The sequence below is a fragment of the Labrenzia sp. THAF187b genome, from assembly GCF_009363375.1.
In the GTDB taxonomy this organism is placed as follows: Bacteria; Pseudomonadota; Alphaproteobacteria; order Rhizobiales; family Stappiaceae; genus Roseibium; species Roseibium algicola.
In genome coordinates, this window is sequence record NZ_CP045345.1 from 482,525 (window position 1) to 495,551 (window position 13,027).

At 58.9% G+C, this 13,027-nt stretch carries 11 protein-coding genes; 3 read left to right on the forward strand and 8 right to left on the reverse strand.

The features are described 5' to 3' along the window. Positions 1–44: 44 nt before the first annotated feature. The 7 genes from ugpC to FIV03_RS30095 form a co-directional block, all read right to left on the reverse strand. Entirely contained in the window at positions 45–1,109 is a 1,065-nt protein-coding gene (gene ugpC / locus FIV03_RS30065; protein ID WP_152512421.1) for a sn-glycerol-3-phosphate ABC transporter ATP-binding protein UgpC, read from the reverse strand. Next, positions 1,109–2,605, reverse strand: a complete 1,497-nt coding sequence (locus FIV03_RS30070) for a xylulokinase (RefSeq protein WP_286202327.1) — start codon at positions 2,603–2,605, stop codon at positions 1,109–1,111. Before FIV03_RS30070 ends, ugpC begins: the two co-directional genes overlap by 1 nt. Continuing rightward, a complete protein-coding gene (locus FIV03_RS30075) occupies positions 2,598–4,058 on the reverse strand; it encodes an FAD-binding oxidoreductase (RefSeq protein ID WP_173014032.1) in 1,461 nt (486 codons plus the stop codon). Before FIV03_RS30075 ends, FIV03_RS30070 begins: the two co-directional genes overlap by 8 nt. Before the next feature lie 114 nt (positions 4,059–4,172). Then, entirely contained in the window at positions 4,173–5,189 is a 1,017-nt protein-coding gene (locus FIV03_RS30080; protein WP_022999577.1) for a LacI family DNA-binding transcriptional regulator, read from the reverse strand. A gap of 155 nt (positions 5,190–5,344) precedes the next feature. After that, entirely contained in the window at positions 5,345–6,685 is a 1,341-nt protein-coding gene (locus tag FIV03_RS30085; RefSeq protein WP_152512424.1) for a HAMP domain-containing sensor histidine kinase, read from the reverse strand. After that, a complete protein-coding gene (locus FIV03_RS30090; protein WP_286202328.1) occupies positions 6,682–7,170 on the reverse strand; it encodes a molybdopterin-dependent oxidoreductase in 489 nt (162 codons plus the stop codon). Before FIV03_RS30090 ends, FIV03_RS30085 begins: the two co-directional genes overlap by 4 nt. Before the next feature lie 403 nt (positions 7,171–7,573). Then, positions 7,574–8,554, reverse strand: a complete 981-nt coding sequence (locus tag FIV03_RS30095) for a hypothetical protein (RefSeq protein ID WP_152512426.1) — start codon at positions 8,552–8,554, stop codon at positions 7,574–7,576. A gap of 201 nt (positions 8,555–8,755) precedes the next feature. Between FIV03_RS30095 and FIV03_RS30100 the strand changes: the two genes are divergently transcribed. The 3 genes from FIV03_RS30100 (at position 8,756) to FIV03_RS30110 (ending at position 11,853) form a co-directional block, all read left to right on the forward strand. Beyond that, entirely contained in the window at positions 8,756–9,877 is a 1,122-nt protein-coding gene (locus FIV03_RS30100) for a response regulator (protein ID WP_152512427.1), read from the forward strand. Between the two features lie 203 nt (positions 9,878–10,080). Then, positions 10,081–11,052 carry an ATP-grasp domain-containing protein gene (locus FIV03_RS30105; protein ID WP_286202329.1) on the forward strand — a complete coding sequence of 324 codons (972 nt, stop codon included), beginning with the start codon at positions 10,081–10,083 and terminating at the stop codon, positions 11,050–11,052. Between the two features lie 129 nt (positions 11,053–11,181). Next, positions 11,182–11,853, forward strand: coding sequence for an HAD family hydrolase (locus FIV03_RS30110; protein ID WP_152512428.1), 672 nt, complete (start codon positions 11,182–11,184; stop codon positions 11,851–11,853). A gap of 25 nt (positions 11,854–11,878) precedes the next feature. Here FIV03_RS30110 and FIV03_RS30115 read toward each other — a convergent pair whose 3' ends face one another. After that, positions 11,879–13,024: a glycosyltransferase gene (locus tag FIV03_RS30115; protein WP_152512429.1), complete on the reverse strand. Its 1,146-nt coding sequence runs from the start codon at positions 13,022–13,024 to the stop codon at positions 11,879–11,881. Between the last annotated feature and the right edge of the window lie 3 nt (positions 13,025–13,027).

The window sequence follows — 13,027 nt, forward strand, 5'->3', positions numbered from 1 at the left end:
TCTCCTCCAATTGACCGCTTTCAGGTGCGGCTAAACCCTTTTGTTCAAGCTGCCCCTCCCGGCATCTCGAGGCGTTCACCGCTGGCGCGGTCAAACAGGTGGATTGCTGCTGCGGGAAGAGCGAGATGAACGCTCTCACCAACCTTGATGTCGTCCCTGCGCTGGGTCATGACCCGCAGGCGATGACCAGCCGTCTCGCCGATGAAAAGCGTTTGCGAGCCGAGCTGTTCGATGCCCCGGACCGCGAACTCCGGACCTTCGTCGGAAATCGTGATGGCTTCCGGTCGAATGCCGGCAATCACCTCCCGCTCACCGGTATCACTTCCGGCAGGAACGGAGACACCAGCCGACAGGCTGAGAAAACCGTTCTTGAGGTCAGCTTCAACGAGGTTCATTTCGGGCGAGCCGATGAAGCCCGCGACAAAGGCGTTTGCCGGCCGGTCGTATACCTCCAGCGGCGAGCCGATCTGCTGCACATGTCCGTCGCGCATGATGACGATCCGGTCGGCAAGGGTCATTGCCTCCGTTTGATCGTGCGTGACGTAAAGCATTGCCTTTCCGATACGCCGCTGAAGAAGGGCGATTTCCTCCCGCATCCTGGAGCGAAGCTTCGCATCCAGGTTGGACAGCGGTTCATCGAGCAGAAACACCGCCGGGTCGCGAACAAGGGCGCGGCCGAGTGCGACACGCTGCATCTGTCCGCCTGAAAGCTGGCCCGGCTTGCGGTTGAGCAGGTGCGTGATGTCCAGCATTTCCGCTGCAGCGTCGACCCGCCTGGAGATCTCGCCCCCTTTCATGCCGCGCATCTTGAGACCAAACGACATGTTGCCGCGAATGGTCTTGTGCGGATAAAGCGCGTAGTTCTGGAACACCATGGCGATGTCACGGTCCTTGGGCTCCAGGGTGGTCACGTTCCGGCCTCCGATATGCAGTTCCCCGGCGCTGATCGTTTCCAACCCCGCGACCATGCGCAGGGTTGTCGATTTCCCGCACCCGGAAGGGCCGAGCAGAACGATGAGTTCGCCCTTGGCGATCTCAAGGTCGACACCTTCCACCGCAACCACGGCCCCATAGGTCTTGCGCAGTTTGCGCAGACTGACTTCCGCCATTACTTGGCCTCCCCGGTTGCCCGCACGGTTTTGTGGTTGATCGGTGTGAGGGCTTCCTTTGCCTCCCGGAACCGAACGAAGCCTTCATCGTAAATCGCCGCTGCCCGGGTATCGGGCGTCAAAGTCTCTGCCACGCGGATGACGCGGGCAGCGTCGTCCGTGTCAGAGAAAACGCCCGCACCAATGCCCGCGATAAGCGCTGCACCGAAGGACGCGTCGCCTTCGGCGGGAACTTCGATCGTCAGTCCTGTGACATCCGCAATGATCTGCCGCCACAAGGCACTGCGTGTCCCCCCGCCGACGAGACGGGCGGTGGTGAAGCCCATGCCGCGCTGTTGCAGAACGGACAGGCAATCGCGCAGCGTATAGGCAACGCCTTCATAGAGAGCCCGGCAGAAATGCGGTGCTCCGTGCTGGAACCCCAGCCCTACGAAAGAAGCGCGCAAGTCGGGGTCCCAGTAGGGGCTCCGCTCGCCGTTGAGGTAGGGATGAAAAAGCAAACCTTCCGACCCTGCAGGGACTTCGGCAGCTTTGGCATCCATGCCCTCGAAACCCATGTCCGAGAAAAGCGCGTCACGCAGCCAGCGATGGGCCGAGGCGCACGAGTTGGTTCCCAGGATCGAGTAGTGATGATCGGACACCAGATGCGGGTAATGAATGACATCATCGGAAAAACGGGGAGCGTCCGTCAATGTAGAGACCGTGCCCGCCGTGGCGAGCTTCAGGGCTCCGATGCCTTTGCGCGTCATGCCTGCTGCATAGGTTTCCGCATTGGTATCGGAGGTTCCGCAAATGACCGGTGTGCCTTCCTGCAAACCGGTTTCCTGAGCAGCCCTTGGTGTCACGGTCCCCGTCGTCGCCGTTGATGCAACTATTTCCGGAAGAACTTCGGTTTCAAGCCCTCCCATCGCGCAGAGTTCGGAAGACCAGCCCCCTGATCGCGCATCGGCAAGCATGAGCCCCCAGGCATCCGTGATGTCGGTTGCATCGCTGCCGTCGAGACGACGGCGCAGCCAATCCTTGGCCGGGCGAAGCCGGCGGATGCGGCCGTGTGTCTCCGGCGCTTCTTCCTGCAACCAGATCAGTTGCGGCAGTGTCCAGGTGGGGCTGATGCGATTGCCCGAGAGGTCGAGGATCTGAGCCCCGCGCGCTGCTCTTTCCCGCACCACCTGAGAACCGGAACGCTGGTCATTCCACATGATTGCGGGCCGCAATGTGCTGCCTGACCCGTCTTCGAGCACGTGGGTGTGAGCTCCGGCCGTCAGGGAAAGCGCAACAATGCGATGCGGCTCCAGGCCGCCCTGCCAGATCTTCTGCAGGGATGTGACGAGTGCCGACCACCAGCCTTCCGGATCCTGTTCGCTGAATCCGGGTTTCGGTGTGAGTGTTTCGACCGGACAGGAGGCCGAAGCCACGACCTTCCCGTCCGTGGTGATGACCGTCGACTTGAGCGATCCTGCTCCGAGGTCGATCCCAAGCAAAAGGGCGTCAGACATTGGCACCCCTGTCCCGGTACGGATCGATGGAGCCGGCGCGCGGTGGAAAGCCGAGTTTGCCGGGATTGAAGAGGTTTTGCGGATCAACGGAGGCCTTGATACCGCGCAGAATATCCATTCCGACGCCGTGCTCTCCGTCCATCCAGGGTCCGCGGAAAAGGCCGCTTCCATGGTGGTGAGCGATCGAGCCGCCATGCGCGAGCGTTTCACCGTTGACGATGTCCCACATTTTTTCATGCAGCGGCAAGGCTGCAGACTGATCCATGGGAGGTAGGCGCAAGGTCATGTATTGGCACACGCCTTCCGGATAGACATGCGACCAGTGGGCACTGAAATGAGCGTCCTTGGAGACCTCCGCAGCAATCCGGGCTGCGATCGTGTCGTAAAGCGACGAAGCCTTGCTCCAGTTCACCGAGACTTCGAGCGTGTCGTTGTAGTAGCCTTTATCAAGCCACTGTTTCGTAATGGAGACGTAGCGCTTTGCCCGCCATTCGTCGAAGGGACGTGTTTCCGTTTCCACGGCATCCACGCTCTTTGCAAACTCGCGTACCAGTGCAGCTTCTGCAGCCACAATGGCTTCTTCGCCGCAAACCACGATGTTGGCCATCACCGGGCGCGTTTCAAAAGCACTGATGTCTTCGGTGCGCGAGGCGGTTTCCTTTTCATCATAGAGACGAACGATGCGCGGATGCAGCCCCGCCTGCATGATGCGCTTGGCAAGCGAGAGGGCTGCGGTGCGATCGGGAAGTGCCAGCACGATGGCCTCTTCGGCGGGCGGCAGCGTCCAGATGCGCAGGGTCAGTTCCGTTATGACGGCAAGCGTGCCTTCACTGCCGACGATGATATCGAGAACCGATGGTCCGGAGGCTCGCTTGGGAAGCGGCCTGATTTCCAGCACGCGCCCATCCGGCATGACCGCCTTGAGACCAACAACAATGTTCTCGATTTTACCGAAGCGGCTCGATTCCTGACCACCGCCGCGGCAGGCGGCCCACCCGCCGACCGTCGAGATGGTCAGCGATTGCGGCAGATGACCGGATGTAAAACCTTCTGCGTTCAGCGCGTCTTCGAACACTTCGCCGTTCATGCCGGCTTCGACCGTTACCAGATGGTTGTCCCGGTCGATCTTCAGGATGCGGTTCATGCGCTGCATGTCGAGCATGACTTCGCCGCCCAGGGGAATGATCCCGCCGAGGACACCGGAGCCGCTGCCATAGGGAATGAGGGGGTGATCTGCCTTGCTTGCCTTCCCGACAATTGCCGAGACCTGCTCCGTTGTGGCGGGGCGCACGACGAGGCCTGGCAGCGTACCGACCAGCGCGCCTTCCCTTGCACGGAAGTTCGCATAGGGCAGACGGTCGTGTGCATAGCCGGCGCGCGAACCTTCGTCCACCAGGACGTTTTCCGCACCGACCAGCTCCGAAAGCTCGGAAACGAGATCACGATTACTCAAAGATTTTTCCTCCTCCATGCCCAATCGGATTGTTAGAAATCGTGTTGGGCAAACGTTTGCTCAAACACAAACAATTGCACTTTGGTCTGGATGTCAAGCCCGGTTTGCTGATTTTCAGATGGAGGCGACCGATGCGCGCACGATGAGATCGCCTGGAGGAAGAAGGAGACTTTCGAGCGCTGAGCCCTCGTCGGGCGCAGTTCCCTGGATCAGGTCGATGAGCCGGCTGGCTGCCGCGCGGCCCATTTCCTGGGAGGGTAAAGCCACTGTGGTCACCTGGGGATAAACGACCCGGGCAAGCAGGTCGTCATGCATTGTGACGACGGAAACATCTTCCGGCACACGGAGCTTGAGTTCGTGCAATCTGGCGATGGCCGCAGCCGCGGTCAGCAGCGTCGCGGCGTGAATTGCGGTCACGCCGCAGGCCAGCAGTTTGTCGACGGCAGCAGGTACGGCTGCAGGATCATAGCCTGCCTGGGCAACGAATTCCTCGCCGTGGTCGAGGCCGGCGGCTTCAAGAGCCTGTTGCCAACCCTGACGCCGCATGTCGCCATTGAACCGGCCGAGCCGCCCGGCCAGATGCCCGATCCGGCGATGCCCCATGGCGATGAGGTGCTCAACCCCGATGCGGGCCGCCTCGCGGGTATCGATCGCAACGCAATTCCGGTCACCGGCCAGATGTCGGTTGAGGATCACATGCGGCAATCCCGTGCTGTTCAGCATCTGTCGCAACCGGTCATCCTCATCGAAACTCGCGATGATGACACCCTCGATGATGCTTGATCGAGAAATGTCCGTGATGATCTCGCGCCCATCCCCCTTGTCATAGGAGACCAGAAGGGCAAAACCTTTCTCGCGTGCCTCGATTTCGGCTCCCACAATCGCCGACGCAAAGATCGGGTTTTCGATCTGCGGGACAACCATCAAAAGTGTCGAGGATTTTGCGGTTTTCAGGGCTCTCGCAACCGGGTTGCCGTGATAGCCGAGTCGTTCGGCTGTTTCCAGAATATGGGTTCTGGTCTTTTGGGAAACACGTCCCTTGTTCTGAAGCACGCGCGAAACTGTCGACACGTTGACACCGGTTGCCTCTGCCACATCGCGCAGGGTCACAAGTGGTTTTTTGCGCTTCATTTCCCCTCCCCTGGAAACTGATGGATTCCGAGCTCAGATCCTGATTTCGCAGAATCTGCGCAAGTAGGTCTGTGCTCAGATCAATGTTCGCACTTCACGTGCGAACAAAAGCCGTGAATCCAGTCTCATAGCAGTTTTGGTGACAAGAACGCCATCTATTGCACACCCGGCCATTTCTCCGGCAGTTTCAAAGTAAAGGTCGATCCTATTCCCGCCTGACTTTCAAAAGACAACTCTCCCCCGAGCAACCTGGCAACCTGGGAAGAGATGTTGAGCCCGATACCCGTGCCGGGAATTCCCGCAGTGCCGTTACCGCGAAAGAAGCGGCTGAACACGCGCTCCTGCTCCTCCGGGGGAATACCAACACCCCGATCGTGCACGGAGATGAAAATGGACCTGTTCTGCGCCCGGACACTCACTGAAACCGGCTCGGTAACCGGCGAATACTTCACCGCATTCGATAGAAGATTGTCGAGGATCTGTTCCGCCAGCAACTGGTCCGTCTCGATCGATTGGGGAACCTTGTTGCCAATTTCCAGGGAAAACGCCCGCTCCGGTGTCTCTTCTCTCTGACGGGCGATCACCCGTTGAATGAGATCCTCGAAATGGCAGTTTCCGGGCTTGGCCGTCACCTGTCTTTCTTCAAGCCGTATGACATCCAGCGTCGCTTCCAGCAGGCTTGTCAGGCCCCGGACTTCGGAGCGCACCTGGCTTGCCCGTTGCCTGATTTCCTCAGTTGGCATCTGGTTCCCGCTTCGCAAGACGCGCTGCATCGCGGAATCGATGACGGCGAGCGGCGTTCGAAACTGGTGAGAAACCAGAGCAACGAAACTGCGGTAGATCTCGGCGGTTTCGCGTTCACGCAAGAGCGACAGCCGGATGCGTTGCTGTTCGGCCATCGCCCGCAACATCGTGAAGGACAGAAAGGCACCGAGAACAATGATCGCCACGATGGAAATGATGACCTGCACGATTGCGGCACGTTGATTGTCGAGCCGCGCACCCGTTGCCTCCCATTGCCGGACCATGGACTGGTTTCCGGCGCGGCCGAGATCCTCAATCAAGGGCTGGAGAAGGACATGAACGGCAGTAGCCGTCTGGACGTCGCCATACGACATGTCCAGGATTTTTGCCTCAAGCGCTCGTAGCGACCCAGTCACCTTTTCCAGCTCGCCGTCCAGGCCCAGCTCTCGCATGTAGCGTTGTTGAGGCCCCTCCGATAAGAGGTTCAAGCGGCTAAGCATCACGTTGTATCGTTTGTCCAGTTCAGCCGCCTTGCGGGAGATGCTGCCGACATGACGGGAAACCTCGGCATCCAGCAGGAGCGCCGCGGACTGCGTTCGTGAGATCGCCCACAGCATGTTGTCCCCCTCGTTGCGCCGCAATTCCGCTTCGGTATCGAGAAGCCGTGCGAGGGAAAAAACGAGCAGCAAGACGAAGGCAACGGATGCAGTGCCTGCGACGATATAGGCGACAAGGTCGCTCCTGCGCGTCATTTGATCTTCAGTTGGATCAACTGCCACACCCAGCGATAGTCGTAACGGATGTCCTGAAGATCGGAATGCTCGTCCCGGGGATAGACGATCCAGAAAGGGCCCTTATCCGAGGGTTGTAGCCGTTCGCCATCCATATGGGTTGCGACAAGAACATCGTACCGCACGAAGTCTTCCATCGGGATGTCGATGGTATAATCGTTGAGCGCACTGGCGGTAACCGTCTTGCCGTCGGCGCCGACGAATTCAAGCAGGTCGCGCATCAGGAAGCCGTCGAAGCGTTTTACGCCATCCGTGACGACAGTTGAGGTCTCGAGGGTGTGACGGGGCAGTGCTTCCAGCATTGCATCGTCAAGAAGCGCAGTGCCCTCCGAGTTTGTCTTGCGGATATTGCCGGTGACTGTCAGTCGGACTTCGCCTGCTGGGGCGGTCAGTGACACATTTTCCGATCGAGCTGTCGGAACGGATAAACCGACACCGATCAGCATGAGCATTGTCCCTGCAAATGCCTTTGACCGTTTGAGGGAAGAAAGCAGAATTGTGAACCTGACGGAGCAGCCAACGTGACTGCAACACCGGCACAACGCCGCTGCCATGTCTTTTCGTCTCGTTGCCGGTAACGCTTGTTTTTCAAATGCTTCAATCAATGATCGGGCCCGCAAAGGTCAAAAAAATTATTATGGCACCGGTTGTCGATGTTGCAAACATTCAACCGATGCCAGACCTCCGATGTTGACCACGCCGAAAATTGCACATTTCGCCCTGTCCCGAGTTCCCGCTACGCGAACAACAAGAAACAGGGCGCTGATTTGCCGGATGCCGGATGCCGGATGCCGGATGCTGGATGCCGGTGCGGACAGGACAAGGCAGACCTGACTGCGTGCGTGATAATCAGCCAGCCGCCTTGACAGGATCGTTGATCCGGGGAGGCTGATAGGACGCCGCCTTTTCCTTCAGACTGGAAAATTTTGTCGAAAGCTGTTCGAGCTTGGCTTCCCAGGCTGGATCAGGCTGTTGCCCTTCGATTGTCCGGAAGTAGACCTCCATGATGCAGGTGACTGCAAAAGGCTCCAGCAAAGCGGACTTGACGGACCACGCGAACAAAATTGCAAACACGATGCCGCCCGCAGACCAGCTGCCTGGAACGAGATATGCGACCAGGGCGGCCGGAGCCAACATGACGAGGAATACAAGAAAGGACAGGCCGTAGACGATAAGAGTGAGCCAGGCGGCATTCTTCAGCATCGGTTTGTAATTCTGGGCGTAAAGCACCAGCCCGCTCCGGGACGAAGCCCACACGTTTTCCGAATTTGTCCGGATCGTATAGGCGAGGATAACCTCGTCGATGAAACCGACCGCAATGCGCAGGAAGGCCTCGGCAATCGAGATAAGTTGCCGAGCGCCGGGGATCGGCAGAAGCGTGAAGACGCCCCGCACCAGGCCCGTGATTGCGCGCAGCACGCCCTTTATCAGCTGGTCGACACCAAAAAGCACACTGGCCAGCATAAACCTTTGAGAGACTTCTTCGCGGGCGTAGGCGATCTGCGACCGGCCGCCCGGCATCTCCTTGCCGTCGAGCAGCTTGACCAGAACGGCAATGTGCCCGGCCTTGACGACATACAGAACGTATTCTCTCAGCAGATACATCACGACGGCGACCGCACCGAACCCGATGACACCGCCCCAGGTCGTGGTCGTTGCCTGGAAATCGGCATCGCCGAACCCGCCGATGCCCCAGCCGACGCCGGCGCCGACACCCGTTGCAAGAATGTAGGCAACGGCAGCTCCGAAATAGACCGCCATGCGCAAGATGATGAAGGGCAGTGTCTGAAACATCAGGCCTAATGCACGGCCGATAGAAAAATCCCACATATCTGGCGTCTCCTTGAACGCTCTGTTGCAATATGGCGGGAGAATATTGTCGAACGTGAATACTGTCCCCCTGCGTTTGAACGGGGACAGGTGAATGAAATCGCGTCAAGAAAGACCGCCCATTGACGCCGCCATCCATGGAACCGACTATCGGGTTCATCATGGTCGGATTTCAACGTGGTCTGGTTCAAAGAGCAGTTGATGCAATCGATGCCCAAATCCGGTTCGAAACTGACGGTTCTCTGTGTTGAGGACCAGTGCCATCTTCGCCAGGACATCATCGATGAACTTTCCGCTGCAGGCTATGACGCGGTCGGTGCAGCTGATGGCCGTGAAGCGCTGGACGTGCTGGAAACGGTCCGCCCGCATCTCATCTTGTGCGATATCTCCATGCCCCGGCTCGATGGTTACGGCTTGCTCGAAACCGTCAGAGGCAGGCACACGCACCTCGCAGATGTTCCATTCGTTTTCCTGACGGCGCTAAACCAGCGCGACGAGATCATTCATGGCAAGCGCGCGGGTGCGGACGATTATCTGGTCAAACCGATAGACTATGACCTGTTGCTGGCGACGATCGAGGCTCGCTTGCGCCAGGTCAGCCGGATCGACGACAGGCAAAAAAACGAACTGGAAACGCTTCGGCAGGCCCTGGCAGGCAGTGGATCGGACCGATCGCTTGGAATGAACGGCATGGAGAGCGTTCTCAACGTGCTTTCCTTCGGTATCGTGCTGGTGTCGTTGTCCGGTGTCGTCTTCGCAAATCGAGCAGCGCGGGAAATTCATATGGCCAGGGACGGGCTGGTAATTGACCGGACGCTCCATACCGGTTCATCGCAGCTTGCCAACGATATCAGGAAACTGCTGGCGAGCGCCTGTGAGGCTGCCTGCAAGGGCCAGGACCACCTTGCCAGCCTGACGGTGCAAAGACCGTCCGGACGCCGTGATTTTCTGCTTACGGTCTGTTCGCTTCCGGACAGTACAGGACTGCCGAACGATGACGCGAAGGCGGTGATTTTCATTTCGGATCTCGCGCATCGGCCAAGGATGCCGGACGAGATCCTGGCAGGCCTGTTCGATCTGACGCCGACTGAATCGGAGGTCGCCCGCGCGTTGGCGCAGGGGCGGCGAAAGGAAGACATCGCGCAGGAGCTTTCAATCGCACCGACAACAGTCGCTTTTCATTTGCGCAATCTCTTCGAAAAGACCGGCACCAATCGTCAGGCAGACCTCATCGCACTGCTTCTCACCGGCCTTGTCTCGATCAAGGAACCGCAGGGGGACGTTGAGAAACGTGGAAAGGCTGAAGCGTTTCCAGCAACGTGACGACACCAGGATGAGCATGCCGGCAACTTTGTTACGCAGGTGAATTTCAACAATCAAAAAGATCACGCTGACTTCATTACGTTCTTGAATCTGAATTCACAAACTAGCCAAGGCTGGTTATATTCTCTCTGCGGTCGAAATTGCCGCGTATACTGAATTGATATTCCATTTGAATTGCCTCTCACATTTCCGGAGAATTTGTTGTGCCGGTCAAAAATTTACGATTGCTGCTTTGTTCTGCGGGACGCCGCGTAGGTTTGCTTCAATGTTTCCGATCTGCTGCCGACCATCTGGGAATCCAGCTGGAAATTCTAGCTTGTGACCTCGCTCCGGATTTAAGTGCGGCATGCGCAGCTGCGGATCAGGCGTTTGCGGTGCCGCGTTGCGACGACCCGAGCTATGCCAACGCTATCCTCGACATTGTGCGTGACAATCGGGTCGATCTGGTGGTTCCGACGATTGACACGGAGTTGATGGCACTTGCCTGCGTGTCCGACGCGTTCACCCAACTGGGAGCGCGGGTGCATGTGGCGCCGACTGAAGTCATCGAAATTGTGAGGGACAAGCGGCTGACGTCTGAAATGCTCGAGGCTGCAGGCGTGCCGGTGCCGAAATCGCTGGGACATGAAGCGTTGCTGTCCGATCCGGACGCACTCGGCTGGCCGGTGTTTGCCAAGCCGAGCGGCGGCAGCGCCAGCCGGGGTCTGCAGGTCTTTCAGGCTATCGAAGAGCTGCCCGGTCGTTTTGAGGAACCAATGGTCTTTCAGCAGTTTCTGCGTGGCCCGGAATACACGATCAACATGTTCGTCGATTCAGGCGGCAGCCTGCGAACGGTGGTTCCTCATCTGCGCATCCAGATCCGCGCGGGTGAAGTCGAGAAGGGAAGAACGGTGCGACGGGATGACTTCCGGCAAATCGCCGAAGGCGTGCACCGGGCCTTGCCGAGCCTGACCGGCGTGGCCTGTTTCCAGGTGATCGACGACCCGGAGCTGGGACCGCGTGTCATTGAAATCAATGCGAGATTCGGGGGCGGGTATCCCTTGGCAGACCATGCCGGCGCGCGTTTTGCACAATGGCTTCTTGAGGAAGTGTCGGGCCTCCCGTGCAGCGCAAACGATGACTGGCGAGAAAATGTCAAAATGCTCCGATACGACAGCGCGATCTACGACGGCTGATCGTCGCAGGTTTGCCGGAGCCGCAATGGTCTTTTGTCAGAACCCGCACCTCGGCTCTGTTCTGGCAGTAGAAACCCTGGCCGGTAGCGTTGTCCGGTCGACCTCACATTCGTTAACTGGCGGATTGCGATGATTGTTTTTGATCTGGACGATACGCTCTATCTGGAGCGGGAGTTTGCGTTCAGCGGCTATCGTTTTCTCGACGGTTGGGCGAAAGAACGCGAAAGCCTGGAAGGCTTTGGCAAGGCCTGCAAGGTGTTGTTCGAGGAAGGCGAGCGGCGCCAGATCTTCAACCGCGCGCTTGAAAGGCTCGGGCACTGCGGCGACAGCCATTTGATCGCTGATCTTGTTGCGGCTTACCGCGGCCACCCGCCGCAGATTGCGCTGGCTCCGGACGCGGTGCGTTTTCTCGAGCGTCACCGCGGTCCGTTCGGTCTGATTACGGACGGTCCGGCGGAAACTCAAAACGCCAAGATCGTTGCCCTTGGTCTTGACCGCTGGATTGAGAATATCCGCAAGACCGGAGACTGGCCTCAGGGATATGGCAAACCACACCCCCGCGCTTACGAGGAAATGGAAGGACTTGCAGCAGACGACGGGCCGATGGTCTACGTCGCCGACAATCCCGCCAAGGACTTCGTGACGCCAAAAGCGCGCGGCTGGATCACCGTTCAGATCCGGCGGGCGGGCGCCGTGCATCCGCCGCACGCGAAAGATGATGCGCACGCGGCCCATGTCGAAATAACGTCGCTGGATGAACTCGACGGCGCGTTGACGGTCCAGACGGTTTCGATGAAATAGCTAACTGTGGGCCGCAAGTGTGCCTTCATGCTGGGCCGTGCTGCGACAGAACCTCCTGGTATTCACCGAGAATGTGCTTCACCTGGTAGTTCTCCACGATGCGTTGTCGAGCCCTTTTTCCGAGGTCGGCAAGCTCATCGGAGGGCATTCGGGCAAATTCGGCCATCGCATCACACAGCGCATCCGGATCGCCTGGTGAAACAACCTTGCCGGTATCCGCAACAACAAGTGCGGCGTCGCCGACATTGGTGGTGACCACCGGGCGGGCATGGCTCATGGCTTCGGCGACGACATTCGGGAACCCTTCCGTTCTGGACGACAGGACGAGAACATCTATCTGCGAATAGAAATCACCCATGTCACGCAGCTCTCCCAGCAATTTCAGACGTGCCGGATCAAGCCCTGCGTCTTCAATCATGGCCATAACTTCGCTGTTGCGGTCATCAAGACCGAAACCTGCGGCAACAAAGCGGGCATCGGGAAATTGTGCGGCCATCTGCGCTGCGGCCCGGAAGAAGTTCAAGTGGTCCTTTTGAGGATGAAAGCGCGCGGCTATACCGAACACACGGGCCTTGCGCGGCGTGGGGTCCGCCTGCTCGGGAACCACGACGCCGTTCGGGATGACCTTTCCGAACCGTGCGGCATAGCCATACTGTTCGTGCTGCTCTCTAGCCCGTGTCGAATTGTAAACGATGCCGGCAGCGCGAGACGATAGCATGCGTGCCCCTGCGACAGCGAGGCGCGTGCTTCGCGTCAGGCTGCGCGGATCGTCAAGTGCCTGGCGCACCGTCCAGAAGACGGGCGGCGCCCCGGCCAGGCGCGCCGACAAGGTGCCGACAACCATCGCATGATACATCCAGCACAGCACTGCTCGCGGGCGCTTCTCCCGCATCAGCCCTGTCAGTTTCAAGATTGCACCCGGCATGTGCACCGCTCCGCGTGCGTTGAGCGGATGATATTCCACGTCCGGACGTCCGGCCAAACTCAGGTTGCGCTCTGAAACGCCGATCAGAGGGACCACGATTGCCGGTTCGGATGTCGCCGCCAGAAGTCTTGCCAGCATCGTTTCCGCTCCGCCGCTGGCGGCGAAATTCGTAATCACATGCATGACCGGTGCGGCAGTGCCCGTTCCAGCCTCCAGTCCAGCACCTTCGCTGCCAACGTAGTCCATCAG